Here is a 25319-nt window from a genome sequence, read left to right as displayed (position 1 = left end):
AGAACACATGACCCAGGGGACGACTCGGGCGGCGCGGCGCCGCTACTACGACGAGCGCGAGACCTGGCCGCAGGAGCGGCGTGAAGCCGATCTCTTTGCCCGCTTGCCGGCGCAGATCGCGCATGCCAAGGCGCATGCGCCGGCCTACGCCAGATTGCTCGCCGACATCGATCCAAGTGAGATCACTTCGCGCGCGGCGCTCGCCCGGCTGCCGGTGGTGCGCAAGTCGGAATTGCTGGAACTGCAACAGCGCGAGCGGCCGTTCGGCGGTTTCGCCGCTGCCGGGTGGGGGCGGGAGGTGCTGCGCGTATTCGCTTCCCCCGGCCCGATCTACGAGCCCGAGGGCAACCGGCCGGATCATTACCGCGTGGCGCGTGCCCTTTTCGCCGCCGGTTTCGCCGAAGGGGATCTGGTACAGAACACTTTTTCCTATCACATGACGCCAGCGGGCAGCATGATGGAGACCGGTGCGCATGCGCTCGGCTGCACCGTCTTTCCGGCCGGAGTCGGGCAGACCGAACTGCAGGTACAGGCGATCGCCGATTTGAAACCGAATGCCTACACCGGTACACCTTCCTTCCTGCGCATCCTGATCCACAAGTGCCGTGAGGCAGGCGTGGCGCTTTCCCTGCGCAAGGCTTTCGTTTCTGGCGAAGCGTTCCCTCCGGCACTGCAGCGCGAAGTGGCCGAAGCCGGCATCGACGCCTATCAGGGCTACGCCACCGCGGATCTGGGCCTCGTCGCCTACGAGACCGAGGCGCGCGAGGGGCTGGTACTCGACGAGGACGTGATCGTCGAGATCGTGCGCCCGGGCGGGAGCGAACCGGTGCCCGAGGGTGAGGTGGGGGAGGTGGTGGTCACTACCTTCAATCCGGTCTATCCCCTGATCCGCTTCGGTACGGGGGATCTCTCGGCCGTCTTGCCCGGCATCTCGCCCTGCGGGCGCACCAACACGCGCATCCGCGGCTGGCTCGGACGGGCGGATCAGACGACCAAGGTCAAAGGGATGTTCGTGCATCCCTCGCAGGTGCTGGCGGTGGCTTCGCGCCACCCTGAAGTGCGGCGCGCCCGGTTGGTGGTCGAGAATCCGAATCTCTCCGACGTCATGATTCTCGAGTGCGAAGTGGCGCAGGGGGACGACGATCTGCGTCAGGCGATCGAGACGAGCTTGCGCGAGATCACCAAGCTGCGCGGCGAGGTGCGTTTCGTGCCGCCAGGCAGCCTGCCGAACGACGGCAAGGTGATCGATGATCGGAGGAAATATGACTGAGATGACTGAGCCCATGCCTCTGCTTGCGGGCATGACGGTGCTCGATCTCTCGCTGCTGCTGCCGGGGCCGATGGCCGGTTGGCATCTGGCCGAACTCGGTGCGCGCGTGATCAAGGTCGAGCCGCCCCAAGGCGACGACGCCGCGCGTTTGGGCGTGCGCCTGCCCGGGGAGGACGAATCCTTCATTTACCGTCGTCTCAATGCGCGCAAGGAAATCCATCGCATCGATCTCAAGAGCGAGGAGGGGCGGGCGTGGTTCGCGGCGCGTCTGCGCGAGGCCGACGCGGTGCTCGAAGGATTCCGTCCCGGCGTGCTCGAGCGGCTCGGCTGGGGGTTCGACGCCATGCGCGCGCTCAATCCGCGCATCGTGCTGGTGTCCATCTCCGGCTACGGCCAGGACGGGCCGATGGCGCAGGCGGCGGGGCACGACATCAACTATCTCTCGCTCGCCGGGGTGCTGCATCAGACCGGCACGGCCGGTGGACCGCCCGCGCAGTGCAACCTGCAGATCGCCGACCTGCTGGGCGGGGCGCTGCACGCGGCGCTGGCCGTGGTGGCCGCCGTGCATGCGGCGCGGCGCGACGGGGTTGGCGCGCACGTCGACCTCTCCATGACCGAGGCCAGCTGGGCGCATCTGGTATTTCCTCTGGCGCAGGCGCTGGTCGAAGGGCGCAGCGAACCGCGCGGTGCGGGGCTGCTCACTGGCGGGGTGCCGTGCTATGGCGTCTACGAGACTGCCGACGGGCGCCACCTCGCCGTCGGGGCGCTGGAAGAGAAATTCTGGGTGCGGCTGTGCGAGGCGATCGCTCGCCCCGACCTCATCCCTTTCCATCGCGCCGCGGGCGACGAAGGGGCCAGGGCCAGAGCGGAACTGGCGGCGGTGCTGCGCACGCGCACGCGCGACGAATGGGCGGTGTTCTTCGCGCCGCTCGATTGCTGCGTCACGCCGGTGCTTGCACCCGAGGAAACGCTGGAGCACCCGCTCTTTCGTGAGCGGAATGCCCTGAAGACGGCGGAGGAAGGCGGCCCCTGGCCTCGCTCGCCGCTGCGGGTGCGGCGGGGTTAGGCGTTTTCGCCGCCGCCTTGATCGGGCGCCTGGGCGCTTTTCTGCCGCCGTCGCGCCGCCTTGGGTTTGGGCGAAGATCCTTCCGGGCCCGTGTCCGCGCCGGCCGAGGGCGGCGCGGCCGGAGACTCGGCTGCGGGCGGTGGGGAAGGGGGTTGGGAGAAGGCCTGATGCGCCGCCTGAGCGGCGGTGGCGGTGGCCTCCACCGTCTGCTGGGCGGCCTGTTGCATCGTCTGCCACAGCTGCGCCATCGCCTCGAAAGGATTGCCGGCCGGCGTGGTGGCCGCTTCCGCTGCTGCGGCTTGGCTCGCCGTGCCCATCTGGGAGAGCGAGAGGATGGCGACCCGCTGCATTTCCAGCGATTGGCGCGTCATCTGCAGGGTGCTGAGGTTCATCTGCAGCCACTGTTCCACCGCCTTGAACTCGGCGATGCGCCGCTCGACGTCGGCGAGGTCCATCGTCGGAAACACCATTCCCGGCAGCGGCACGCCGATGTTGGCGCACATCTGCCGCATGAAGGCGAAGGGATCGCTGCTCTCGAAGAAATTCTGCGTCATGGTCTTCCTCCCCGGTCGGTGCGGCGCTGCGTGCCGCCGTTTTCCCTTGGCATTGTAGCGCGAGGCGCTCCTCAGCGCTTGAGGCGCAACGGCATTTCTTCTTCGGGAATGCCTTCACAGACTGCTTCGCCTTCTTCTTCCTCGAAGGAGGTGGGTAGCTCCCGGCCGAGGTCGAGCACTTCCAGCAGCTGGCGGGCGAAGCGCCGGGCCGTGTTGTTGAGGGGGGTGGGAAGTTGCGCCGGCAGACGCTTTTGCAGCAACAGCTTGCTTGCCGAGACCATCGGGACGGGGCGCAGGATGCGGCCGAGGTAAGGCGCCATCAGCTGCGCTACCGCGCGATCGGCCGCCTCGCGCTGCCAGGCGTTGACCGGCCACTGGCTGGGTACGGCGTAGGCGCGGGGGAACTGCTCGAGATCGGCGACGACCGTGCGGATATCTTCGTGCGACTCGCGAAACGGCAGCAGCACCAGATCGGACAGGGCATAGAGGCGCCGGTCGACGTCGGGACGGTTGCCGCCGCCGTCGATCACGCCGATCCAGTCATCGAGCGGGCGCAGCTTGTCGATGATGCGCTTGAGCGTATCGAGCGAGCGGGCGTCGGCGATCACGTAGCGCCGTCCGCGCGGATCGAGCGGTTGGCGGGTGGTGTCGGTGAGCACGCAGGCCGAGCGCCGGCCGAGCAGTCCCAGGCCGTGGCACAGCAGGTGCGAGAGCGTGGTCTTGCCGGTGCCGCCTTTGTTGCCGATGATCGCGATCAGGATCGCCATGACGAAAAACCTCGTGGTGGAGGGCAGCCTTGGCAGGATTATCGGCAGATACGCGCCGAATCTTGAGGAAAATAGCGGCCCCCTATCCCTCCAATTCCAACGCTACGCCACGCGGTAAAGCCAGAGAGGACGGGTGGTGCCTTGCGGCAAGACGCGGGCTTGGGGCTCGATCCCTGGGATGGGGAACTCGTTGCTACAGACGAGCGCTCCCGGCGGGAGTTCCGCGCAAGCCTTGCGCCACAAGTCGGGCATGGGCACGGGCGAGAGGAAGGCGTAGAGCACGTCGTATCCTGTCCAGGGCAGCGCGAAGGCATCGGCGCGCCGCAGGTGCAGGTTGGGCAGTCCGCGGCCGCGCCAGCGCGCGATCAGGTGCGGCAGGATCGCCTGCTCGACGCCCGTGAATTCTCCCTGGGGAAAGGCGCGTGCGAGCGCGACGACGACGCGTCCCGTGCCGCTGCCTACGTCCAGAAAACGAAAGAGGCGATCCGGCGGCAAGAGCGGCGCGAGCGCCTCTATCGTGGCGCGGTGCGACAAAAAGAGCGGTACGCGCGTGCGCACGGGATTGCCGAAGACGAGGGCGAGCGCGACGAAGGCCGCCAGATACCATGCCGGCGCGAGCCCCAGGCCGTGCAGGGCCACGAGGGCGGGGGAAAAGACGAGGTGCAGGGCGAGCCACCACCAGGGGCTGCGCAGCAGCGCGGCCGTGCCTGCCGCTGCGAACGCCTGCACGGCGAGGAGCGGCCACAGTCCGGTGATGAAGCCCAGGCGCGCGGCGGCGAAGGCGAGCAGCCAGCCCAGCAGCTGGACCAGGGCCGCGGCGAAAAGCGGCGAGCGCGGGAGGCGAAACGTCATGTTTTCATGATACCGCCTCGCGCGCTTCAGTGCTCAAGCCGGCACGGGGTATCCCGCCGCCGGCTGCGTCGCGCTGGCCGCGCCCGTTTCCTGCCAGCGTTGCCACAAGGCCGCGCGTCGCCGGGCTGCCTCTTCGCCGGCGGCGCGTTTGACGTGCCCGTAGCCGCGGATGCGCTGCGGCAAGGAAAGCAGCTCGGTGGCGAGCGCCAGGCGCTCGGCGGTGAGTTCGCGCAGCACGCGGTCGACGTCGCCCTCGAATTCGGCGACGAGCCCCCGCTCCCAGCGCCGCTCCTCGGTGCGGGCGAAAGGATCGAGCGCCGTGCCGCGCAGCCGTTTCATCTTCGCGAGCAGGGCGAAGGCGTGGCGCATGCTCGGACCGTACTCGCGCTTGGCGATGAGGCCGGTGACGGGGTCAGGGCGGGCAAGGAGCGGCGGGGCGAGATGGAAGCGCACCTCGAAGGGGCCTTCGAAGGTGTCCTCCAGTTTTTGCCAGAATTTCGGGTCGCAGTACAGGCGCGCCACTTCGTATTCGTCCTTGATCGCCAGCAGCTTGAAGTAGGAGCGGGCCACGGCGTCGGTGAGTGGCATCGTGCCGGGGGTCTCTTCGGCGGGGGCGCCGCGCAGCGCGCGTTCGGCCTCGCGCACGCGCGCCACCAGCCGGCGATAGCGTTCGGCATAGGCTTCGTCCTGGTAGTCGACGAGGTAGGCGGCGCGCCGTTCGATCACCTCGTCGAGCGTGCGGGCGAAGCGCGCCCCGGACTCGGCTGCGGGGCGGGCGAAATCGCGCACCGCCTGCGGCTCGTGCGCCATGCGCCGCCCCCACAGGAAGGCGGCGCGGTTCATCTCCACCGCCACGCCGTTCAATTCGATCGCCCGCATGAGCGATTCGTGGCGCACCGGCACCCAGCCTTTCTGCCAGGCGTAGCCCAGCAGGAAGAGGTTGGTGGCGATGGCGTCCCCCATGAGCCGGGTCGCGAGCCCCGTGGCATCGAGAAACTCGGCGCTTTCTTCGCCCACGGCCTCGCGCAGGCGGGTGCGCAGCTCCTGTTCGGGGAAGGCCCAGTCGGGATTGCGCAGAAAATCGATGGTGGGGATCTCGGCGGCGTTGGTGACCACGCGCGTGCGTCCGGCTGCCATCTTGGTGAGCGCTTCGGCGCTCGCGGTGACGATGAGATCCCCGCCGATGACCGCATCGGCCGCGCCGGCGGCGATGCGCACCGCGTGCAAGTCCTGCGGGGTGGCGGCGATGCGGATGTGGCTGAAGACCGAGCCGTTCTTCTGCGCCAACCCCGTCATGTCGAGCACGGTGACGCCCTTGCCGTCGAGGTGCGCCGCCATGCCGATGAGCGCACCGATCGTGATCACCCCTGTGCCGCCCACGCCGGTCACGAGAAGGTTCCAGGGCGATGCGAGCTCGGGCAGAATCGGTTCGGGCGGCTCGGTGAAACGCGCCGGCTCGTCGGCGAGCGCCTTGCCCTTGCGCGGTCGCCCCCCTTCGATGGTGACGAAACTGGGGCAAAATCCCTTGAGACAGCTGTAGTCCTTGTTGCAGTTGGACTGGTCGATGCGCCGCTTGCGCCCGAACTCGGTCTCCACCGGGACGACGGCCACGCAGTTCGATTGCACCGTGCAGTCGCCGCACCCCTCGCACACCGCCTCGTGGATGAACACGCGCCGGGAGGGATCGGGGTAGAGCCCACGCTTGCGCCGGCGCCGCTTCTCGGCGGCGCAGGTCTGGTCGTAGACGAGGGCGGAGACGCCCGGCAGTTGCCGCAGCTCGCGCTGGATCGCCTCGAGCTCGTCGCGATGCCGGATCGGGACGTGGCGCAGGTCGGCCGGACCATAGGGGCGCGGCGTGCCGTCGGTGACCACCACGATGTTGGCCACGCCTTCAGCCTGCAGCTGTTTGACGAGCAGCGGCACGGTGAGCGGGCCATCGACCGGCTGACCGCCGGTCATGGCCACGGCGTCGTTGAACAGGATCTTGTAGGTGATATTGACTCCGGCGGCCACCGCCTGACGGATGGCGAGAATGCCGGAGTGGAAATAGGTGCCGTCGCCCATGTTGGCGAAGAGGTGGCGCTCCTCGGTAAAGGGCGCCTGTCCTACCCAATTGACGCCCTCGCCGCCCATGTGGGTGAAGGTGGCGGTGCGCCGATCGGGCATCCAGGTGACCATGTAATGGCAGCCGATGCCGGCGACCGCCCGGCTGCCCTCGGGCACGCGGGTGGAGGTGTTGTGCGGGCAGCCTGGGCAGAAGGTGGGGATGCGTTCGGCAGCCGGTGGGCGCACGCTGAGCGCGCGTTCGCTCGCCTCGAGGAAAGCCAGGCGCTCGCGGATGCGCTCGGAGGTGTAGAAGCGCGCGATGCGCTGGGCGATGACGCGGGCGATCTGCGCCGGCGTGAGCTCGCCGGCCGCGGGCAGCAGCCATTGGCCGTGGTCTACCGTTCCGTCCGGGCGCAGGATGTGGGCCCATTCACCTTTCTCGTCGAACTTGCCGATCACGCGCGGCCGCACGTCCTCGCGCCAGTTGTAGAGCTCCTCCTTGAGCTGGTATTCGATGAGCTGGCGTTTCTCCTCGACGACGAGGATCTCTTCGAGCCCTTCGGCGAAACGGCGCACCCCTTCGGCTTCGAGCGGCCAGACCATGCCGACCTTGTAGACGCGCAGGCCGATCTGCGCGGCGAGCGTCTCGTCGATGCCCAGATCGTCGAGCGCCTGGCGCACGTCCAGATAGGCCTTGCCGGAGGTGATGATGCCCAGGCGCGGCTGCGGCGAATCGATGACCACGCGATTGAGCCCGTTGGCGCGGCAGTAGGCGAGCGCGGCATAGAGCTTGTGGTGCAGCAGCCGTTTTTCTTGCACCAGCGGCGGATCGGGCCAGCGGATGTTGAGGCCGTCGGGCGGCAGGGGAAAATCGTCGGGGATGCGGGTTTCGATGCGAAACGGATCGACGTCGATCGAGGCCGAAGTCTCCACCGTGTCGGCGAGCGCCTTGAAGGCCACCCAGCAGCCGCAGTAGCGCGACAGGGCGTAACCGTGGAGGCCCAGGTCGAGGTATTCCTGCACGCCGGCCGGTGCGAGCACCGGCATCATCAGCGCCTTGAAGACGTGATCCGTCTGGTGCGGCAGCGTGGAGGACTTGGCGGCATGGTCGTCGCCAGCCACGGCCAGCACGCCGCCGAAGCGCGAGGTGCCGGCGGCGTTGGCGTGGCGGAAGACGTCGCCGCATCGGTCCACCCCCGGCCCCTTGCCGTACCACATGGCGAAGACGCCGTCGTATTTGGCTCCGGGGAAGAGCCCCACCTGCTGCGTTCCCCAGACGGCGGTGGCGGCGAGGTCTTCGTTGACGCCGGGCTGGAAGACGATGTGGTGCGAGCGCAAGTGTTCCTTGGCGCGCCACAGGGTCTGATCGAGCCCGCCCAGAGGCGAGCCGCGATAGCCGGAGACGAACCCGGCGGTGTTGAGCCCGGCGGCTGCGTCGCGTTCGCGCTGGATGAGCAGCAGACGCACGAGCGCCTGGTAGCCGGTGAGATAGACGCGCCCAGTGACGCGATAGCGGTCGTCGAGCGAGGCGAGGGGGGCGGCCACGGCGGGCGCGCCGGCAGGGGTGCTGGCCATCGGTGTCTCCTCCTTTCATCCGCCGGGCTCGCTCGTGGCGAGTCGGCAGGGATTCATGCGGTCGGGCGCGGGTAGGCGCCTCTTCTCCGCTTCAGCTTAGTCGAGGAGTAAGCCTAGTGCCAAATGGTTGCTTGCGGCAGTCGGGTAAACCCTGAAGGGTTTACTCGCGGTGATAGGGATGTCCGGCCGTCAGGCTCCAGGCGCGATAGAGCGCTTCGATGAGCACGACGCGGGCGAGCGCGTGCGGCAGCGTCAGACTGGAGAGGCGCACGGTTTCGTCGGCGGCCTGCAGTAGCGCGGGATCGAGCCCGTCGGGCCCGCCGATGAGGAGCGCCACGTCGCGTCCGTCCCGGCGCCAGGACTGGAGCCGATCGGCGAGCTGCTTCGTATCGAGGTCGGAGCCATGCTCGTCGAGCGCGACGAGGCGTGCCCCGGTGGGGATCTGCGCGCGCAGCCGTTCGGCTTCGCGGCGCTTGAGTTCGACCACGGGCTTGCCGCCGGTGCGCGGCTCGGCTTTGACTTCCACGATCGCCAGCGGCAGATCGGGGGGAAAACGCCGCGCGTATTCGGCGCAGGCGGACTCGGCCCAGGAAGGCAGGCGCGTGCCGACCGCTAGCAGCGTGAGCTTCATCGGCCGGGGTTCAGGCGCTTTGCCGCCCGCCAGCGCCGTGCTGCCACAGGTCTTCGAGGCGATAGTAGGCGCGCACGGCCGGCTGCATGACGTGCACGACGACCGGTCCGAGATCGACGAGCACCCATTCGCCCAGCGCCTCGCCCTCGACGCCGACGATGGGGATGCCGACCTCCTTGGCGCGCTGGATCACGCGTTGGGCGAGCGCCTTGGTCTGGCGCGTGGACTGGGCGCTGGCGACGATGACGCGATCGAAGAGCGGCGAGAGCGCTTGCGTGTCGAACACGCGGATGTCTTCACCTTTGACGTCTTCGAGGGCGCCCACGGACAGGGCGGCGATGGCTTCGGCATCGAGCAGGGTATCGGTGGCGGTCATGGGATCAGAGAGTCTCCTTGGTACAGCGAATGGGTGGCGATGTAGCGCAGCACCGCCTCCGGCAAGAGATAGCGGGCGCTGCGCCCCTCGTGCAGCAGCCGGCGGATGCTCGTGGCCGAGATGGCGAGCGGCGTGTTGCGGAAGAATCCGACGAGGCCGGCCGGGGTCTCGGCAAGGTGCGCGAGTTTCGGTGCACGCCGTACGGCGAGTACCTCCTGCAGCGCCGGCGGCAAGCCGGCTCCGGGCTCAGGGGGATCGTCTTCGGGCGGTTCGCTTCCCCAAGGCGGCGGAAAATCCGGCCGCATGGCCACGAGCAGGTGGGCCAGCTCGAAGAGCCGCTGCCACTGGTGCCACGAAGGCAGGCCGAAGAAGGCGTCGGCGCCGAGAATCAGCACGAGCGGGCGGTGTGGACCGTAGCGGCGGCGCAAGGTTTCCAGCGTGGTGACGGTATAGCTCTTGCCGCCGCGGCGCAGCTCCAGGTCGTCGGCGCGAAAGGCGGCATGGCCACGGAGGGCGCAACGTACCATTCCGAGCCGATGGGCGGCCGGGGTGCCCGGCGCGGGCCGATGCGGCGGGTCGCCCGCCGGGATGAAGAGCACGCGCTCGAGGGCCAGCGCCTCGCGGGCCTCTTCGGCGAGCCGCAGGTGCCCGTAGTGGATGGGGTCGAAGGTGCCGCCGAGCACGCCGATCGGCCGCAGCGGGGCGTTAGCGGGGACCGAAGACATCGCGTACTTGCAAGTAGAGCCCGGCGAAGAGCGTCGGCACGAGCACCAGCGGCAGCAGGAACATGGCGATGCCGAGCACGTAGGGATGGATGAGCGCGGCGAGCAGCGAGACCGCGAACGCCACGACGAAGGCGAGCGCCGCGAGCCCCAGCGCATAGAGGAGGAAAGGGCGCCAGTTGCGCAGCATGGCGTAGAAGCTGAAGAAGAGCGCCTTGATCCAGGGCTGCCGGTACCAGGCGACCAGCGGCGGGGCGAACCAGTAGGCCATGGTCACCGGCAGCGCCACCGCGAGCCAGACGAGCAGCGGCCACAGGAGTTGCGGGTCGCCCTCGAGCGAGGCGGGATCGATCGTGCCGCGGTACAGGCCGAGCAGCAGGCCGCCGTCGACGAGCACCGTGGCGAGCACGGCGAGCAGGTTTCCCGCCAATTGGAAAGCGCCGAGGAGGGCGAGCGAGCGCCAAGGACCGCGGAATCCGGCGAAAAGAATCTCCGGTCCCGGACGGCGCCCGGCTTCGGCAGCGGCCATGCCCTCGAGCACGCCGATGGAAAGAATGGGCATGAGGAGCGGCGCGATGAGCTGTCCGAGATAGGGCAGGCTGGAAGCGAGCAGCAGGATCAGCACGTAGGCGAAACTGACGTAACTCGTGAGCGCCGGGGCGCGGCGCCACAGCGCGAACCCGTCGGCGATCCAGCGCCAACCCTGCGAATACCCTAGGATGTGAGCGTGCATGCGGCGCCCGTGCTCACCAGGACTTGAGGATCCACATTGGCACGGAGAGCTCCGGCGTGCCGTCGAAGCGCTCCATCGCGCCGTTGCCGGTGCGATCGATCAGATAGTACGGCGTCCCTCCGTGGGCCGGTACGACCTTGATCATATAGACGCGCCCGCCGACGCGGTATTCGGTGACTTCGTCCTCTCCTTCCTTGCGGATCGTCACCTGGGGTTCGATCAGATCCTCTTCGGTGATCGGTCCGGGCAGCGGCGGCGGCTCCGGGATCGGTTCGAGCGGCGGGCGCGAGGATTGCTGCGCCCAAGCCGTGCCGGCCATGAGCAAGGAGGCGAACAGGAAGGGGCGAAGGCGGGGTTTCATGGATACGATTCCGACGGGGAGGCTTCTTGCCGGCATTCTACAATAGCGGCAGGCAGACTCGCCCTTTTCTTCGCTTTTTCACAGGTTGAGCATCAGCTCGCGCTCCGTGGGCAGGGGCTCGAAACCGCGGCTTTCGTAGTACTTGAAGATCGCCGCGACGATCTCGTCGGGATCGTCGATGAGCTGCACGATGTCGAGGTCCTTCTCGTCGATCATCCCTTCGCCCACCAGGCGCTCGCGCATCCAGTCGAGCAGCCCCTGCCAGAAGGGGTGATGGACGAGGATCACGGGGATGCGCCGGCTTTTTCCCGTCTGGATGAGGGTCATCGCTTCGAGCAGCTCGTCGAGGGTGCCGAATCCGCCGGGCATGACGACGTAGGCCGAGGCGAACTTGACGAACATGTACTTGCGCGCGAAGAAGTGGCGGAACGTCTGCGAGATGTCCTGGTAGGGGTTGGCGTGCTGCTCGTGCGGCAACTGGATGTTGAGCCCCACCGAAGGGCTCTTGCCGAAGTAGGCGCCTTTGTTGGCCGCTTCCATCACGCCGGGGCCGCCGCCGGAGATGACGGTGAAGCCGGCGTCCGACAGTTTGCGCGCGATGCGCTCGGCGAGCAGGTAATAAGGATGGTCGGGGACGACGCGGGCGCTGCCGAAGATGCTCACCGCCGGCCGGATGGCGGCCAGCCGCTCGGTGCCCTCGACGAATTCGGCCATGATGCCGAAGATGCGCCAGGATTCGCGTCCGTTGTACTGGATGTCCTTGGGGTCGACGATGGGGTTGGGGAGTTTGTCGTGCAGCGGCATGGTCTTCCTTTCATCGTGCGCCGAACCGCGGTATAGTTTCCCGTTTGCAAGCTTCTGTGAGAGACGCCATGACGACGCGTCTGCTGCTCGTCGACGGTTCGAGCTATCTTTATCGAGCGTATCACGCTTTGCCCGATCTGCGTACCTCGCGTGGCGAGCCCACCGGTGCCATCCGCGGCGTGCTGTCGATGCTGCGGCGTTTGGCGCAGGAATTTCCCTCCCGTTATCGCGCCTGCGTGTTCGACGCGCCGGGCAAAACCTTCCGCGACGAGTGGTATCCCCAGTACAAGGCGCAGCGCCCCGAGATGCCCGAAGACCTCGCCGCGCAGATTCCCGTATTGCACGAGGCGATCGAGGCCGAGGGCTGGCCGCTCCTGATGATCCCAGGGGTGGAAGCCGACGACGTGATCGGCACGCTCACCCGTCAGGCACTGGCGCGCGGCTGGGAGGTGGTGATCTCCACCGGCGACAAGGACCTCACCCAGCTCGTCGGCCCGCGGGTGCTGTGGGTCGACACCATGCGCGGCGAGAAGCTCGACGCCAAGGGTGTGGAGGAGAAGTTCGGCGTGCCGCCCGAGCGCATCGTCGATTACCTGGCGCTGGTGGGCGATGCGGTCGACAACGTCCCCGGGGTGGCCGGCTGCGGTCCCAAGACGGCGGCGAAGTGGCTGCAGCAGTACGGCTCGCTCGAAGCGCTGCTCGCGCACGCCGACGAGATCAAGGGAAAGGTGGGGGAGAATCTGCGCGCGGCGCGCGACTTCCTGCCGTTGGCAAGAAAGCTCCTGACGGTGCGCTGCGACCTCGATCTGCCGGTGCGGCTCGACGACCTGCAGGCGCGTCCGCCGCAGCGCGAGAAACTCCTCGCGCTCTATGAACGGCTCGAATTCCAGGCGTGGTTGAACGAACTGCGGGCGCAGGGGGTTGCAGCCCCGGCGGGGCAGGAGGGCGGCGACGGGTTCGAAACGCCCGCGCAGGCCGCGGCGCGGCGTTCGGCCTACGCCTGCATCACCGACTGGGACGAATTCGAGCGCTGGCTCGGTGAAATCGAGCAGGGCGCCCGCGTGTCCTTCGACACCGAGACGACCAGCCTGGATGCGCGCAACGCATCCCTCGTCGGCGTTTCCTTCGCCGTGGGGCCCGGGCGGGCGTGCTACATTCCGCTCGCGCATCGCGGGCTCGAGGTCGGGCCGCAGCTGCCGCGCGAGGAAGTGCTGCGCCGGCTCGCGCCCTGGTTTGCCACGGCCGATGGCAAGGTGGCGCAGAACGCGAAGTACGACTGGCATGTGCTCGCGGCGCACGGGGCGGAGCCGGGCGGGACCATCGACGACACGATGTTGATGTCCTATGTGCTCGAAAGCGACGCCCAGCACGACCTCGATCGCCTCAGCCGCCGCTGGCTTTCGCTCGAACCGCTCACCTACGCCGAGCTGTGCGGCAGCGGCAAGAAACAGATCGGCTTCGACGAAGTGCCGCCGGCGCGCGCGGCGGCCTATGCCGCCGAGGACGCGGACCTCACTTGGCGGCTCTTCGAGGTGCTCTCGGCCAAACTCGCTGCCGAACCCAGGCTCGAGCGCGTCTATCGCGACATCGAGCGCCCGCTCGTGCCGGTGCTGGTGGCCATGGAGCGCGCCGGCGTGGCGATCGATCCCAAGGTGCTCGCGGCGCAGTCCCGCGAGTTCGAGACCCAGCTGCGTGTGCTCGAGCAGAAAGCCCATGAACTGGCGGGGCGGGCATTCAATCTCGCCTCGCCCAAGCAGGTCGCCGAACTCCTGTTTGGCGAGCTGGGCCTGAAAGCGGCCAAGAAGACCGCCGGGGGTCAGGCTTCGACCAGCGAGGAAGTGCTCGAACGCCTGGCGCACGAGCATCCCATCGTCGAGGTGCTGCTGCAGCACCGCCAACTCTCGAAACTGAAGAATACCTATCTCGACAAACTGCCGAAGATGATCGATCCGCGCACGGGGCGGGTGCACACCACCTTTTCCCAGAGCGTGGTGGTCACGGGACGCCTGTCCTCGAGCGAGCCGAACCTGCAGAACATCCCGGCGCGCACGCCCGAGGGGCGGCGCATCCGCTCGGCCTTCGTCGCCCCGACCGGCTGCCTGCTGCTGTCGGCGGACTATTCCCAGATCGAGCTGCGCATCATGGCGCACCTCTCGGGCGATGCGACCCTGGTGGCGGCCTTCCTGCATGGCGAGGACATCCACAGGCACACCGCTGCCGAGATCTTCGGCGTGCCGCTCGAGGCGGTCACGCCCGAGCAGCGGCGCGTGGCCAAGACCATCAACTTCGGCCTCATCTACGGCATGAGCGCGCATGGCCTGGCGCGCAGCCTGGGGATCGACCGCGCTTCGGCGCAGGAATACATCGACCGCTATTTCGCCCGCTATCCTGGGGTGGCAAAGTACATGGAGCAGGCGCGCAAGACGGCCTATGAGCAGGGCTACGTCGAGACGCTCTACGGGCGCCGCGTGTGGCTGCGCCACATTCGTTCGCGCAACCCGGCCCAGCGCCAGGCCGACGAGCGCGCGGCGATCAATGCCCCCATGCAGGGCACCGCGGCCGATCTCATCAAACTGGCCATGATCGGCGTGCATCGCGCCTTGCAAGAGGGCGGCCTCGCGACGCGGCTCGTCCTGCAGGTTCATGACGAACTGGTGCTTGAAGTGCCCGAGGCGGAGGTGGACGCCGCACGTGCGCTCGTCACCGACCAGATGCAGAACGTTGCCAAGCTCCGTGTGCCGCTCGTGGTCGACGTCGGCGTGGGACGTAATTGGGACGAGGCGCATTGATGGAACGAAGCATGGATTCTTCCTGGGTGCTCTATCGCCGCCTGTGGCAGTACGTGCGCCCCTATCGCGGCGCGTTCGCGCTGGCCATGCTCGGTTACGTGATCTTCGCCAGCGGCCAGCCGATGATGATGGGCGCGCTGAAGTATTTCGTCGATGGCCTGACCAACCCGGCGCGGGCTCGGCTGGTGGTGCCGGCGTTGGGCGAAGTCGACACGCTCTACCTCGTGCCGGCGGCCTTGATGCTGGTGGCGCTGTGGCAGGGGATCGGCTCGTTTCTCGGGGCCTACTCCATGTCCAAGGTGTCCGTAGGGATCATCCACGACCTGCGTGCGGCGCTCTTCGCGCATGGGCTGAGGCTTCCTACGGCCTATTACGATTCCCAGGATTCCGGGCGGATCATCTCGCGGCTCACCTTCGACGTGACCATGACCACCGGCGCCGTGACCGAGGCGGTGCGCGTCGTCGTGCGCGAAGGCTTGACCGTGGTCTCGCTCTTTTCCTATCTGCTGTGGTCGAACTGGAAACTCACGCTGGTGCTGGCGGTGCTCCTTCCCGTGCTCGGCGCGATGATGCGCAGCGCCGGGCGCAAGCTGCGCTCTGCCTCGCGCCGCTTGCAGGAGACGATGGGGCGCATCACCGCCATCGCCACCGAGGCGGTATTGGCCCAACGGGTCATCAAAGCCTTTGGCGGCGAGCAGCGGGAATTGCAGCGCTTCGCCCAAGCCAACGACGAGGATTTCCAGCGGCAGCTGCGGCTGGCGCGGATCGGGGCACGCAACGGCTCGACGACGCAGCTCGTCACCTTCGTGGCGATCGGCTCCTTGCTGTGGCTCGTGCTGTGGCTGCGCGGCGATGCTTCCGCCGGTGAGCTGGTGGCCTACGTCACGGCCGCGGGGTTGCTGCCCAAACCGATCCGGCAGCTGACCGAGGTCAATAGCCGCATCGCCCGTGGCTTGGCCGGGGCCGAGAGCATTTTTTCGCTGCTCGACGTGCCGCCGGAACATGACGAGGGGAGCTTTGCCCCCGAGCGTGCCCGCGGCGAGATCGCCTATGAGGGGGTGCGCTTCCGTTATCCCAATGCCCAGGACTGGGCGCTCGACGGCCTGGATCTGCGCATCGAGCCCGGCTCGGTGGTTGCCCTGGTGGGCCCCTCGGGCAGCGGCAAGTCGACCATGGCCCAGCTGCTGCTGCGCTTCTACGATCCCACCGAGGGCTGCATCCGCTTGGACGGCGTCCCCTTGCCGCAGTGGCGGCTCGCGGCGCTGCGCCGTCAGATCGCCTACGTCGGACAGCAGGTGGTGCTGTTCGACGCGACCGTGGCGGAGAACATCGCCTACGGGGCGGGCGAGCGGGCGGTGTCGCGCGAGGAGATCGTCGCCGCGGCGCGCGCGGCGCATGCGCTGGAGTTCATCGAGCGTTTGCCGCAAGGTTTCGACACCCCCATCGGCGAGAACGGGGCGCTGCTCTCCGGCGGCCAGCGCCAGCGCCTGGCGATCGCCCGCGCCCTCCTGAAAGACGCGCCGGTGCTGGTACTCGACGAGGCGACCTCTGCCCTGGACAACGAATCCGAGCGCGCGGTGCAGGCGGCGCTGGAGACCCTCATGCGAGGACGCACGACGCTCGTGATCGCGCACCGCCTCACGACCGTGGAGCGGGCCGATCGCATCGTGGTGATGGAGCGCGGGCGCATCGTCGAGAGCGGCACGCACGCACAGCTGCTCGCCGCGGGTGGGCGCTACGCGCAGCTGTACCGGGAGGATCTGGTGGCATGAAAGCCGGAGCGCCCTCCATGCTTCGGAGATAGATCTCGCTATCCCTGCCGGCGGCAGCCGTGCCGGTTCACGTCCGGTTGAACCACCGCAGCATGCTTCCCCAGGGTTCGAGGTCGATGCGGGTGGCCTGGGCGCAACCGAAGTCGAGCGACAGCCAGCGCTCGCGCGGCAGCCCGAGCAGATGCCCGGCGAGTACGCGCAAGGGGCCGCCGTGGGCGACGATCACGATCGCCTCTTCGTCCTGGTGACGTTCGCGCGCCTCCTGCCACCATTCGAGCACGCGCATGGCCATTTCGGCGGCCGACTCGCCTGCCGGCGGTTGAAACCCGAAGGGATTTTTCGCCCACTGTTCCAAGGCTTCGCCCAGCGACTCGAACGGCTGCAGCTCCCATTGGCCGAAGTGCATTTCTTTTAGCCGTTCGTCGAGGATGGGCTGCCCCAGGACTTGGGCCAGCGCGAGGGCTCGGCTCGAGGGGCTGGAGAAGAGACGGAAGCGTTCGGGCAGCCAGGGACGCAGACGTTCGGCAGCCTCTTCGGCGGGTTCGGCCAGCGGCACGTCGCTCTGGCCATAGCACAGCTGCGGGTCGATGGCCACGCGCGGATGTCGGATCAGATGAATTTCCATGCAGCCAAGATTCCTAGCAGAAAGGCGATTTCGCCCGTTTGTTGGACGGCGCCGAGCACGTCGCCGGTATAGCCCCCCAGCCGGCGGGCGCACAGCCGCGTCCATGCGGCCCCCGTGGCCCCGGCGGCGACGAGCCCCGCGAGCGCAACCGGCGGTGGGAGCAAGGCGAGCGGGCCGAGCACCCCGAGCGCGGCGGTGAGCCGCGCGGTGCCGTCCAGCCCTTGCACCACCGGTTTGGCGCGGCTCGTGGCATCTTCGGCGCGCGCGTAAGGCAGAGTCAGCATGGGGAGCAGCACCGTGCCGCGCGAGACCGCGTGCGCGGCCACGATCGCGGCCAGGAGCACCGCCCCGTCGAGCCGGACGGCGATCGCGGCAGTGAGTGCGATGCGCGCCGCCAGCGCCAGGATGAGCGCCGTGGCGCCATAATTGCCCAGCCGCACGTCCTTCATGATGGCGAGGATGTGCATTCTATCCCAGCCCGCGCCGAAGCCGTCGACGGTATCGCTCAGACCGTCCTCGTGCAGGGCGCCGGTGAGCGCCACTGCGGCGGCCACGGCGAGCACGGCGGCGACTTCCGGCGGCCAGAGCCAGCGCGCCAGGAGCAGCACGGCCCCGCAGAGCAGTCCGACGACGATGCCTGCCCAGGGGAAGAATCCGATGGCGCCGCTCTGGTGAATCGGCACCTGCGGCAAGTCGCGCGGCAGCGGCAGCCGGGTGAAGAACTGCAGCGCCGCGACGAACCGCCAGAAGAGGGTGCGGATCATGTATGAGGCGGGGGCGCGTGGCGGTTCAGCTGCCCGAGGCCACGCCGGCGGCCGAGAAACTGGCCATCTCGCGCAGGAAGGCGGCGGCGGAAACGATGAGCGGATAGGCGAGCGCTGCGCCGGTACCTTCGCCCAGACGCAGATCGAGTTCGAGCAGCGCTTCGGCGCCAAGCCGCTCGAGCTGCAGGCGGTGTCCCGGCTCCTGCGAACGGTGCGAGAAGAGGCAGTAGTCGAGCACGGCCGGTTCCAGGGCATGGGCGACGAGGAGCGCGGCGGTGACGATGAATCCGTCGACGAGGATGACGAGACGGCGTTCGGCCGCGGCGAGCATCGCCCCGGCGATCTGGCCGATTTCGAGCCCGCCGTATTCGGCGAGCACGTCGATCGGATCGGCGGGTACGCCGCCGCGCGCGAGCGCCGTCTCGAGCAGCCGGCGCTTGGTCGCCAGTCCCTCATCGTCGAGCCCCGTGCCGCGGCCAGTGATCGCCTCGAGCGGTGCGCCGGTAAAGCAGTGGGTGAGCAGCGTCGCCGAAGCCGTGTTGCCGATGCCCATCTCGCCCAGCAACAAGCAGTCGGTCTCGGGTGCCAGGCGGCGCACCAGCTCGGCGCCGGTGGCGAGGCAGCGCACGGCCAATTCCCGGCCGAGCGCCGGCGCCTGGAGATAGTCGTTGCTGCCGAAAGCGAGTTTGGCGTCGATCAGGCCGGGGCGCGGCGCGAACACGTGATCCACGCCGGCATCGACCACGGCGAGCGGGATGCCGTGCTGCCGGCAGAAGACGTTGATCGCCGCCCCGCCGGCGAGGAAATTCTCCACCATCTGCCAGGTGACCTCGCGCGGGAAGGCCGAGATGCCGGGCCGGTGCGTGGCACCGTGATCGGCAGCGAAGACGAGCGCCTGCGGGCGTTCCAGGCGGGGATCGAGGCGGCGCTGGATGAGCCCCAGACGCAGCGCCGTGGTTTCGAGCCGCCCCAGCGCGCCGCGCGGCTTGGTCTTGTCGTCGATGGCGCGCTGCAGGCGGGCGGCGAGGTCCGGGTCGTGCGTCGGCGTGAGGGAGAATTCGAGCATCGGAAGGGAAGGATCGTCGGCGAAAGCCCGCATTGTACGCAAAGGCGATGGCGGGGGAAACGCCGGCGCCGCTATTTCAGGCGCAACGGCAGTCCGGCAGCGACGAAGCTCACCGCGGCCGCGCGCGCGGCGACGTCCTGATTGAGCCGCCCGGCCTCGTCGCGGAAGCGCCGCCCGAGCGCCGTTTCGGGAACCAGTCCCAGCCCGACTTCGTTGGCGACCAGGACGAGCGGCCCCGGCGGGGCGGCTACGAGTTCGAGCAGCGCCGCACGTTCGGCGGAGAATTCCTCCGGGCCGCGGCGCGGCGTGTCGTCGAGACAGGCCAGGAGCCAGTTCGACAGCCACAGCGTCAGGCAATCGACGAGCACGAAGCGTCCGGGGGCGGCATGGGCGCGCAGCGCGTCGGCGAGTGCGAAGGGGGCTTCCACCGTGCGCCAGTGGGCGGGGCGCTCACGTCGGTGGCGGGCGATGCGCTCGGCCATCTCTGCGTCGCGCGGCTCGCCCGTGACGATCACCGTCACCGGCAGAGCGCTTTCTTCGGCGAGCCGCTGGGCCAGGGCGCTCTTGCCGCTGCGGGCGCCGCCGAGCAGGAAGTGGGCGCTCATGAGGTAGGGGTCCGATCCGTGGAAACCCTCTATTATAGGGAGGACGGCGACCACTGGTGTGGGGGGAACGATGGAGGGGAAAGAGGCGCTCGAGGCCTGCATCGACCGGCGCGTGGCCTCGCCCAACTGTGACGAGCGCCCGGCAGGGATGCCGATCAGCCTCGTGGTGCTGCACGCGATCAGCCTGCCGCCGGAAGTCTTCGGTGGCGACGCGGTCGAGCGGCTCTTTACCAACACGCTCGATCCGGCAGGGCATCCCGCCTTCGCCTCACTCGAAGGGCTGCGCGTGTCGGCACACTACTTCATCCGGCGCGACGCCGAGACGATCGAATTCGTTCCTCCGGATCGCCGTGCCTGGCATGCCGGTCTCTCCTGCTGGGAAGGGCGGGCCCGCTGCAACGATTTCTCCGTGGGCATCGAGCTGGAAGGATCCGATCGCCAGCCTTTCACTTCCGCCCAATATGAGCGGGTGGCGGCGCTCGTCGCCGCCCTCCTGAGACGATATCCTTCGATCGACTCGGTTGCAGGGCACTGTCATATTGCGCCGGTCCGCAAGACCGACCCCGGACCTTTCTTCGACTGGCACCGTTTCGCTGCCCTTCTGCCTCCGACGTCGACGGCGCGCGTGCGGATCGCAGGCCTTTCTTCGGGGCGTTTTCTTCCCCTTTTGCTGTCGTAAGGATGCAACAAACGCGGGTCGGCCGCGCATTCTGATCAGCCAACCCCTTGGCGGAACGAAAGTTTCGCGTTATCCTGCGTTTTCCTCAACTATCATTCTGCTTTTTCTCCCCTGCGGCGGCACCCCCGCCGCGCCCCGATCGGCCGCATTTCGGCCGGCATGTACGACCTCACGATCGCCTTCGTCGCCGCCATTTCTGCGGCAGCATCACTGTGATACTCGGCGAAGGCGCCTCGGTACGAAAGGAGGACATCGTCATGACCGAAGACCGACGGTATGACAAAGAAGTAGAAATTGCGACCGGTCGCACTGCCGTGCCCGGTCGCGTGGCGGCCACCGTCCTGCTCGCGCTCGCCTGCTGTACCGGCCTCTTGGGGCTTTTCGTCGTCTCCGGTCCCGGAGAAGCAGCGATGGCGCCGGCGGCCACGGCCTTGTTGCCTTTGCCCGAAGACGACGGCGACGACGATATCGATGCCGCTGCCGAAGTTTCGCAGCCGGTGGTCAGCGAAACGGCCGCGCCTGCTCCCGTGTCCGCTCCGGCCGAAAAGCGCGTCGCTTCTTCGTCCGTCCCTCGTGAGCCGGCCAAGGTTGCCAAGGCGCCCGGCGATTCGGTGCAGGCGCACCTCGGCATCCAGGCCCTGAGCCCCGAGATGCGCCGCGTGCGCGATCACGTGGCGCGGCGTTATCGCGTGGCCTCCGCCGCGCTCACGCCGCTCTTCCTTACGCTGGAGCAGGAAGCTCGCCGCCGTGGGCTCGATCCAACGCTGGTGGTGGCGGTGATCGCCATCGAGTCCGAGTTCAACCCCTTTGCCGAGAGCCCCGACGGGGCGCAAGGGCTTATGCAAGTCGTCCCGAAGTGGCACGTGCAACGCATCCATGCGCGGCTCAAGCGGAAAGCGCCCGAAGATGCGCTCTTCGATCCTCAGCTCAACGTTTCGGTGGGGATCGAAGTGCTGGCCGAAGCCAAACAGCGCTACGGTAGCACCGAGAAGGCCCTGCAAGCCTTTGCCGGCGCTTTGGACGACCCGGAGCAGCGCTACGCGCGCCGGGTGCTGGCGATGAAGCGCAGCCTGGAGCAGATCGCGCGGCGGCAAGGCTGAGGATCTGCGCGGAACTCGCTGCGTCGCTTCAGCGGCGCAGCACCTTGGCCAGCCGCTCGATGGCGGCGGCGATGCGCGCCTGGGTGGTGGTGTAGGCAAAGCGCAGGAATCGATCGGCGCGGTGCTCGCCAAAATCCCTGCCGGGGGTGACGGCCACGTGCGCCTCCTCGATAAAGCGCTGCGCCAGGCGCTCGGCCGTCTCTCCCAAAGCCGAGACGTCGGCGTAGGCGTAGAAGGCGCCGGTGGGTTCGGCCGGCACGGTCAGGCCCAACGTGTCGAGTCCGCGCAGCAGCACGGCTCTGCGCCGGGCGAACTCCGCGCGGCGCCGTTCCAGCTCGTCCTGCGTCTGCGGCAGGAAGGCGGCGAGCGCCGCGTGCTGCGCCACTGTCGAAGGCGAGATGAAAAGGTGCTGGGCGAGCTTTTCCGCCTCGCGCACCCAGTCGGCGTCGGGGAGCACCAGCCAGCCGAGCCGCCAGCCGGTCATGCCGAAATACTTGGAGAAGCTGTTGACGACGAGCACGTCGCGCCGGCGCGAGAGGATGGTGCGCATCGGCACGCCGTAGGTGAGCCCTTGGTAGATCTCGTCGACGAGGGTGATCGCGCCGCGCTCGGCCGCCGCCTCGGCGATCGCATCGATCTCATCGAGCGAGAGCAGGGTGCCGGTGGGATTGGCTGGCGAGGCGAGCATCACGCCGCGGGTGCGTGGCCCGCAGGCGGCGGCGATCATCGCCGCCGTGGGCTGGAAAGCCGTTTCCGGACCGACCGGCAGCAGCCGCACCCGGCCTTCGAAGGTGCGCACGAGGTGGCGGTTGCAGGGGTAGGACGGGTCGGGCAGCAGCCACTCGTCGCCGGGGTCGGTGATGAGGCCCAAGACCAGCACCAGGGCGCCAGAGGCGCCGGCGGTGATGACGATGCGCTCGGGAGCGACATCGGCCCCCAGACGTTCGGCGTAGAAGGCGGAAATGGCCTCGCGCAGGGCCGGCAGCCCCAGCGCCGGCGTGTAGGCCACGCGCCCGGCGGCGAGGAAACGCTGCGCCGCTTCCAGCACCGGTTCGGGCGTGGGAAAGTCGGGCTCGCCCACTTCCATGTGGATCACGTCGCAACCGGAGCGTTCGAGCTCGGAGGCGCGGCGCAGCAGCTCCATCACGTGAAACGGCGCAATCTCGCCCATGCGGGCGGCGAACCTCGGGGCCATCGCCGCGCTCCTTTGCCGGTCAGTCTTCGTGCAGCATCAGTTCGAAGAGTTCGCGCTTGAGTACCAGCTCGCGCGGCAGGCGCTCGCCGAGCTTGTCGAACCACTCCTTGTGCTCGGAGAGTTCTTTGCGCCAGGCTTCGACGTCGACGCGGGTGAGCGCCTCGAATTGTTCTCGGGTGATGTCGAGCCCCGTCCAGTCGATGTCCTCGAAGCGCGGCATCCAACCGAGCGGCGTCTCCTTGGCGCCGACGCGGCCGTGGCAGCGATCGACGATCCACTTGAGCACGCGCATGTTTTCGCCGAAACCTGGCCACATGAAGCGGCCGTTTTCGTCCAGGCGGAACCAATTGACGCAGAAGATGCGCGGCGGGTGCTCGACCACGCGCCCCATGCGCAGCCAGTGGTTGAAGTAGTCGCCCATGTGGTAGCCGCAGAAGGGCAGCATGGCGAAGGGATCGCGGCGCACCACGCCCTGCTTGCCGGTGGCCGCCGCCGTGGTTTCCGACCCCAGGGTCGCGGCCATGTACACGCCGTAGCCCCAGTTGAAGGCCTCATAGACGAGCGGCACGGTGGTGGCGCGCCGTCCGCCGAAGATGAAGGCGGAGATGGGCACGCCCTCGGGGTTTTCCCATTCGGGGTCGATGGAGGGGCACTGGCTTGCCGGCGCGGTGAAGCGGGCGTTGGGGTGCGCCGCCTTGCGCCCGGTCTCGCGGGCGATTTCGGGCGTCCAGTCGCGCCCTTGCCAGTCGAGGCAGTGCGCCGGCGGCTCGGACATGCCTTCCCACCACACGTCGCCGTCGTCGGTGAGCGCGACGTTGGTGAAGATCACGTTGGCGTGCAGCGTGGCCATGGCGTTGGGGTTGGTCTTCACGCCGGTGCCGGGCGCGACGCCGAAGAAGCCCGCCTCGGGGTTGATGGCGCGGAACTTCCCGTCAGGGCCGGGCTTGATCCAGGCGATGTCGTCGCCCACCGTGGTGACCTTCCAGCCGTCGAAGCGCTTGGGTGGGATGAGCATGGCGAAGTTGGTCTTGCCGCAGGCCGAGGGGAAGGCAGCGGCCACGTAGGTCTTCTCGCCCTGCGGGGATTCGACGCCGAGGATGAGCATGTGCTCGGCAAGCCACCCTTCGTCGCGTGCCATGGTGGAGGCGATGCGCAGCGCAAAGCACTTCTTGCCAAGGAGTGCGTTGCCGCCGTAGCCCGAACCGAAAGACCAGATCTCGCGCGTTTCGGGGAAGTGCACGATGTACTTGGTGTGGTTGCACGGCCAGCGCGCATCTTTCTGGCCCGGCTCGAGTGGCGCGCCCACCGAATGCACGGCCGGCACGAAGAATCCGTCTTCGCCCAGCACGTCGTAGACGGCTTTGCCCATGCGCGTCATGATGCGCATGTTGGCCACGACGTAGGGGCTGTCGGAGAGTTCGACGCCGAGGTGGGCGATCGGGCTGCCCAGCGGCCCCATGGAGAAGGGGATGATGTAGAGCGTGCGCCCGTGCATGCAGCCGCGGAAGAGCCCGGTGAGCGTGGCGCGCATCTTCGCCGGATCTTCCCAGTTGTTGGTGGGGCCGGCGTCGTCGGGGTTCTGCGTGCAGATGAAGGTGCGGTCTTCCACCCGGGCGACGTCGGAGGGGTCGGACCAGGCGAGGTAGGAGTTCGGGCGTTTCTCGGGGTTGAGCCGGATCAGCGTGCCGGACTCGACCATTTCCTGACACAGGCGGTCGTATTCTTCCTGCGAGCCGTCGCACCAATGGACGCGGTCGGGTTCGGTGAGCTCGGCGATGTCGGCCACCCAGCGCTTGAGCCCTTCGTGGCGGACGTAGTCAGGCGCCGATTCGAGCGCCATGCGGCGGAAACGATTGTCGGTCATGGACTTCCTCACGGGTGATACAGTAAAAAGCCGGTCGGCGACGCGGCCCGCAGGCGGCGGCGAAGCCGTAATTATCGCACGAGTCGATGACGGGGATGCCGGCGCGACGGCGTAATTCCGTCCGTGGGGGGCTCGTTTTTCGTCACGAACTGTTATATTTGGCGGATTGTCGGGTGCGCGATTTGCGTCGGGAGGCTGCCATGCTGCGTCGACTCGTTCAGAGGGGGATTTTCGCGATCCTCCTGGTGATGGTGTCGTGGGCCCAGGCGGGGGAGCCGCCGCTCAAATCCGAGTCTTTCCTCGTGGCGGATGCGCGCTCGCTCGAGCGCATCGCCCTGCGCGGTGATCCGGCCGAACCCATGCCGATCGCTTCCATCACCAAGCTGATGACGGCCATGGTGGTGCTCGAGAGCCACCTGCCGCTCGACGAGACGATCACCGTCGGCCAGGAGGACATCGATACCCTCAAGGGGACGCGTTCGCGCCTGCCGGTCGGCACCCGCCTCACCCGGCGCGAGGCGCTCCTTCTGGCGCTCATGGCTTCCGAAAACCGGGCGGCCATGGCCCTGTCGCGCCATTATCCCGGCGGGCGGCCGGCCTTTTTGCAGGCGATGAACGTCAAGGCCCGCATGCTGGGAATGCGCAATTCCCGTTTCGTCGACCCGGCAGGGCTCAACCCAGGCAACGTCGCCTCCATGCAGGATCTGGTGAAAATGGTGCGCGCCGCGAGCGAGTACCCCTTGATCCGCGACTTTTCCACCCGGGAACAGGCCGCCGTGCAGGTCGGCCGGCGGCTGGTGCAGTTCGGCACCACCAACCGGCTGGTGAAACGCGACGACTGGCACATCACGCTGCAGAAGACCGGCTATACCAGCGAGGCGGGGCGATGTCTGGTGATGATCAGCGAGGTCTCCGGCCGACCGGTGATCATGGTGCTGATGAACAGCCAAGGTAAGCTCACGCGGGTGGCCGACGCGCAGCGCCTGCGCCGCTGGTTGGAGACGGGCGGCAGCGTCACCGAGGCGCGCGGCGGCAAACCGCGGCTGGCGGCGCACCGCGGTTGATCTAGGGGTAGCGCCAGGGAATCGGGCTGGCGTCCGGTC

The 25319-nt window shown here is 68.2% G+C and carries 23 protein-coding genes; 7 read left to right on the top strand and 16 right to left on the bottom strand.

Features of this window, described 5'->3' with window-relative positions; translation table 11 throughout:
- The first annotated feature begins 7 nt into the window (after nucleotides 1-7).
- Both EPD82_RS05810 and EPD82_RS05805 read left to right on the top strand, forming a co-directional pair.
- A complete protein-coding gene (locus tag EPD82_RS05810) occupies nucleotides 8-1270 on the top strand; it encodes a phenylacetate--CoA ligase family protein (RefSeq protein ID WP_141056102.1) in 1263 nt (420 codons plus the stop codon).
- Entirely contained in the window at nucleotides 1263-2336 is a 1074-nt protein-coding gene (locus tag EPD82_RS05805; RefSeq protein WP_206202209.1) for a CaiB/BaiF CoA transferase family protein, read from the top strand. Before EPD82_RS05810 ends, EPD82_RS05805 begins: the two co-directional genes overlap by 8 nt.
- Here the strand turns inward: EPD82_RS05805 and EPD82_RS05800 are convergent.
- The 10 genes from EPD82_RS05800 to EPD82_RS05755 all read right to left on the bottom strand — a co-directional run bounded on the left by EPD82_RS05800 (nucleotide 2333) and on the right by EPD82_RS05755 (nucleotide 11757).
- Nucleotides 2333-2890, bottom strand: a complete 558-nt coding sequence (locus EPD82_RS05800; RefSeq protein ID WP_141056101.1) for a PhaM family polyhydroxyalkanoate granule multifunctional regulatory protein — start codon at nucleotides 2888-2890, stop codon at nucleotides 2333-2335. The genes EPD82_RS05805 and EPD82_RS05800 overlap by 4 nt on opposite strands.
- A 71-nt stretch (nucleotides 2891-2961) precedes the next feature.
- Nucleotides 2962-3657: a nucleotide-binding protein gene (locus tag EPD82_RS05795; protein WP_141056100.1), complete on the bottom strand. Its 696-nt coding sequence runs from the start codon at nucleotides 3655-3657 to the stop codon at nucleotides 2962-2964.
- A gap of 102 nt (nucleotides 3658-3759) precedes the next feature.
- The gene (locus tag EPD82_RS05790; protein WP_141056099.1) at nucleotides 3760-4509 is read right to left on the bottom strand and encodes a class I SAM-dependent methyltransferase; all 750 of its coding nucleotides are present in this window, start codon (nucleotides 4507-4509) and stop codon (nucleotides 3760-3762) included.
- A 33-nt stretch (nucleotides 4510-4542) separates the two neighbouring features.
- Nucleotides 4543-8130 carry an indolepyruvate ferredoxin oxidoreductase family protein gene (locus EPD82_RS05785; protein WP_141056098.1) on the bottom strand — a complete coding sequence of 1196 codons (3588 nt, stop codon included), beginning with the start codon at nucleotides 8128-8130 and terminating at the stop codon, nucleotides 4543-4545.
- Nucleotides 8131-8290: 160 nt separating this feature from the next.
- Nucleotides 8291-8761 carry a 23S rRNA (pseudouridine(1915)-N(3))-methyltransferase RlmH gene (rlmH, locus tag EPD82_RS05780; protein WP_055423249.1) on the bottom strand — a complete coding sequence of 157 codons (471 nt, stop codon included), beginning with the start codon at nucleotides 8759-8761 and terminating at the stop codon, nucleotides 8291-8293.
- Nucleotides 8762-8771: 10 nt separating this feature from the next.
- Nucleotides 8772-9137 carry a ribosome silencing factor gene (rsfS, locus tag EPD82_RS05775; RefSeq protein WP_141056097.1) on the bottom strand — a complete coding sequence of 122 codons (366 nt, stop codon included), beginning with the start codon at nucleotides 9135-9137 and terminating at the stop codon, nucleotides 8772-8774.
- Entirely contained in the window at nucleotides 9134-9862 is a 729-nt protein-coding gene (nadD, locus tag EPD82_RS05770) for a nicotinate-nucleotide adenylyltransferase (RefSeq protein ID WP_141056096.1), read from the bottom strand. Before nadD ends, rsfS begins: the two co-directional genes overlap by 4 nt.
- The gene (locus EPD82_RS05765; protein ID WP_055423246.1) at nucleotides 9843-10592 is read right to left on the bottom strand and encodes a BPSS1780 family membrane protein; all 750 of its coding nucleotides are present in this window, start codon (nucleotides 10590-10592) and stop codon (nucleotides 9843-9845) included. Before EPD82_RS05765 ends, nadD begins: the two co-directional genes overlap by 20 nt.
- A gap of 13 nt (nucleotides 10593-10605) precedes the next feature.
- Nucleotides 10606-10953 carry a DUF2782 domain-containing protein gene (locus EPD82_RS05760; protein WP_206202208.1) on the bottom strand — a complete coding sequence of 116 codons (348 nt, stop codon included), beginning with the start codon at nucleotides 10951-10953 and terminating at the stop codon, nucleotides 10606-10608.
- A gap of 78 nt (nucleotides 10954-11031) precedes the next feature.
- Nucleotides 11032-11757, bottom strand: coding sequence for an LOG family protein (locus EPD82_RS05755; protein WP_055423244.1), 726 nt, complete (start codon nucleotides 11755-11757; stop codon nucleotides 11032-11034).
- Between the two features lie 68 nt (nucleotides 11758-11825).
- Here EPD82_RS05755 and polA point away from each other — a divergent pair, with 68 nt between their 5' ends.
- Entirely contained in the window at nucleotides 11826-14546 is a 2721-nt protein-coding gene (polA, locus tag EPD82_RS05750) for a DNA polymerase I (protein WP_141056095.1), read from the top strand.
- A gap of 11 nt (nucleotides 14547-14557) precedes the next feature.
- A complete protein-coding gene (gene msbA, locus EPD82_RS05745; RefSeq protein WP_206202207.1) occupies nucleotides 14558-16318 on the top strand; it encodes a lipid A export permease/ATP-binding protein MsbA in 1761 nt (586 codons plus the stop codon).
- Between the two features lie 67 nt (nucleotides 16319-16385).
- Here msbA and EPD82_RS05740 read toward each other — a convergent pair whose 3' ends face one another.
- The 4 genes from EPD82_RS05740 to cobU form a co-directional block, all read right to left on the bottom strand.
- Nucleotides 16386-16943: a histidine phosphatase family protein gene (locus EPD82_RS05740; protein WP_141056093.1), complete on the bottom strand. Its 558-nt coding sequence runs from the start codon at nucleotides 16941-16943 to the stop codon at nucleotides 16386-16388.
- On the bottom strand, nucleotides 16928-17707 hold the full coding sequence (gene cobS / locus EPD82_RS05735) for an adenosylcobinamide-GDP ribazoletransferase (protein ID WP_141056092.1): 780 nt from the start codon (nucleotides 17705-17707) through the stop codon (nucleotides 16928-16930). The genes EPD82_RS05740 and cobS overlap by 16 nt, the downstream gene beginning before the upstream one ends.
- Before the next feature lie 25 nt (nucleotides 17708-17732).
- Entirely contained in the window at nucleotides 17733-18773 is a 1041-nt protein-coding gene (gene cobT / locus EPD82_RS05730; protein WP_141056091.1) for a nicotinate-nucleotide--dimethylbenzimidazole phosphoribosyltransferase, read from the bottom strand.
- A 71-nt stretch (nucleotides 18774-18844) separates the two neighbouring features.
- On the bottom strand, nucleotides 18845-19378 hold the full coding sequence (gene cobU, locus EPD82_RS05725; RefSeq protein WP_055423238.1) for a bifunctional adenosylcobinamide kinase/adenosylcobinamide-phosphate guanylyltransferase: 534 nt from the start codon (nucleotides 19376-19378) through the stop codon (nucleotides 18845-18847).
- A gap of 70 nt (nucleotides 19379-19448) precedes the next feature.
- On the opposite strand from cobU, the gene ampD reads away from it, so the two are divergent.
- Entirely contained in the window at nucleotides 19449-20057 is a 609-nt protein-coding gene (gene ampD, locus EPD82_RS05720) for a 1,6-anhydro-N-acetylmuramyl-L-alanine amidase AmpD (RefSeq protein ID WP_072247923.1), read from the top strand.
- 257 nt (nucleotides 20058-20314) lie between these two features.
- Entirely contained in the window at nucleotides 20315-21157 is an 843-nt protein-coding gene (locus EPD82_RS05715) for a lytic transglycosylase domain-containing protein (protein WP_055423237.1), read from the top strand.
- A gap of 28 nt (nucleotides 21158-21185) precedes the next feature.
- Here EPD82_RS05715 and EPD82_RS05710 read toward each other — a convergent pair whose 3' ends face one another.
- Complete coding sequence (locus EPD82_RS05710) at nucleotides 21186-22352, bottom strand: pyridoxal phosphate-dependent aminotransferase (RefSeq protein ID WP_141056090.1); 1167 nt, start codon at nucleotides 22350-22352, stop codon at nucleotides 21186-21188.
- A gap of 19 nt (nucleotides 22353-22371) precedes the next feature.
- Nucleotides 22372-24216: a phosphoenolpyruvate carboxykinase (GTP) gene (locus tag EPD82_RS05705; RefSeq protein ID WP_206202206.1), complete on the bottom strand. Its 1845-nt coding sequence runs from the start codon at nucleotides 24214-24216 to the stop codon at nucleotides 22372-22374.
- Between the two features lie 200 nt (nucleotides 24217-24416).
- On the opposite strand from EPD82_RS05705, the gene pbpG reads away from it, so the two are divergent.
- Entirely contained in the window at nucleotides 24417-25280 is an 864-nt protein-coding gene (gene pbpG / locus EPD82_RS05700; protein ID WP_055423234.1) for a D-alanyl-D-alanine endopeptidase, read from the top strand.
- Nucleotides 25281-25319: the final 39 nt, after the last annotated feature.

The sequence above is a fragment of the Tepidiphilus succinatimandens genome (assembly GCF_006503695.1).
Lineage (GTDB): Bacteria > Pseudomonadota > Gammaproteobacteria > Burkholderiales > Rhodocyclaceae > Tepidiphilus > Tepidiphilus succinatimandens.
The sequence above is the reverse complement of the archived record's forward strand: the minus strand, read 5'-3'. Positions and strand labels throughout refer to the sequence as shown.

Excerpts from the sequence above, each read along its gene's own strand:
- ampD (WP_072247923.1), top strand. The coding sequence starts at position 19,449 with ATGGAGGGGAAAGAGGCGCTCGAGGCCTGCATCGACCGGCGCGTGGCC.
- EPD82_RS05785 (WP_141056098.1), bottom strand. The coding sequence starts at position 8,130 with ATGGCCAGCACCCCTGCCGGCGCGCCCGCCGTGGCCGCCCCCCTCGCC.
- msbA (WP_206202207.1), top strand. The coding sequence starts at position 14,558 with ATGGATTCTTCCTGGGTGCTCTATCGCCGCCTGTGGCAGTACGTGCGC.
- cobS (WP_141056092.1), bottom strand. The coding sequence starts at position 17,707 with ATGATCCGCACCCTCTTCTGGCGGTTCGTCGCGGCGCTGCAGTTCTTC.
- EPD82_RS05790 (WP_141056099.1), bottom strand. The coding sequence starts at position 4,509 with ATGACGTTTCGCCTCCCGCGCTCGCCGCTTTTCGCCGCGGCCCTGGTC.
- EPD82_RS05810 (WP_141056102.1), top strand. The coding sequence starts at position 8 with ATGACCCAGGGGACGACTCGGGCGGCGCGGCGCCGCTACTACGACGAG.
- EPD82_RS05805 (WP_206202209.1), top strand. The coding sequence starts at position 1,263 with ATGACTGAGATGACTGAGCCCATGCCTCTGCTTGCGGGCATGACGGTG.
- polA (WP_141056095.1), top strand. The coding sequence starts at position 11,826 with ATGACGACGCGTCTGCTGCTCGTCGACGGTTCGAGCTATCTTTATCGA.
- EPD82_RS05765 (WP_055423246.1), bottom strand. The coding sequence starts at position 10,592 with ATGCACGCTCACATCCTAGGGTATTCGCAGGGTTGGCGCTGGATCGCC.
- EPD82_RS05705 (WP_206202206.1), bottom strand. The coding sequence starts at position 24,216 with ATGACCGACAATCGTTTCCGCCGCATGGCGCTCGAATCGGCGCCTGAC.
- EPD82_RS05755 (WP_055423244.1), bottom strand. The coding sequence starts at position 11,757 with ATGCCGCTGCACGACAAACTCCCCAACCCCATCGTCGACCCCAAGGAC.
- pbpG (WP_055423234.1), top strand. The coding sequence starts at position 24,417 with ATGCTGCGTCGACTCGTTCAGAGGGGGATTTTCGCGATCCTCCTGGTG.
- EPD82_RS05800 (WP_141056101.1), bottom strand. The coding sequence starts at position 2,890 with ATGACGCAGAATTTCTTCGAGAGCAGCGATCCCTTCGCCTTCATGCGG.
- EPD82_RS05710 (WP_141056090.1), bottom strand. The coding sequence starts at position 22,352 with ATGGCCCCGAGGTTCGCCGCCCGCATGGGCGAGATTGCGCCGTTTCAC.
- cobT (WP_141056091.1), bottom strand. The coding sequence starts at position 18,773 with ATGCTCGAATTCTCCCTCACGCCGACGCACGACCCGGACCTCGCCGCC.
- EPD82_RS05795 (WP_141056100.1), bottom strand. The coding sequence starts at position 3,657 with ATGGCGATCCTGATCGCGATCATCGGCAACAAAGGCGGCACCGGCAAG.
- EPD82_RS05740 (WP_141056093.1), bottom strand. The coding sequence starts at position 16,943 with ATGGAAATTCATCTGATCCGACATCCGCGCGTGGCCATCGACCCGCAG.
- EPD82_RS05715 (WP_055423237.1), top strand. The coding sequence starts at position 20,315 with ATGACCGAAGACCGACGGTATGACAAAGAAGTAGAAATTGCGACCGGT.
- rlmH (WP_055423249.1), bottom strand. The coding sequence starts at position 8,761 with ATGAAGCTCACGCTGCTAGCGGTCGGCACGCGCCTGCCTTCCTGGGCC.
- rsfS (WP_141056097.1), bottom strand. The coding sequence starts at position 9,137 with ATGACCGCCACCGATACCCTGCTCGATGCCGAAGCCATCGCCGCCCTG.
- nadD (WP_141056096.1), bottom strand. The coding sequence starts at position 9,862 with ATGTCTTCGGTCCCCGCTAACGCCCCGCTGCGGCCGATCGGCGTGCTC.
- cobU (WP_055423238.1), bottom strand. The coding sequence starts at position 19,378 with ATGAGCGCCCACTTCCTGCTCGGCGGCGCCCGCAGCGGCAAGAGCGCC.
- EPD82_RS05760 (WP_206202208.1), bottom strand. The coding sequence starts at position 10,953 with ATGAAACCCCGCCTTCGCCCCTTCCTGTTCGCCTCCTTGCTCATGGCC.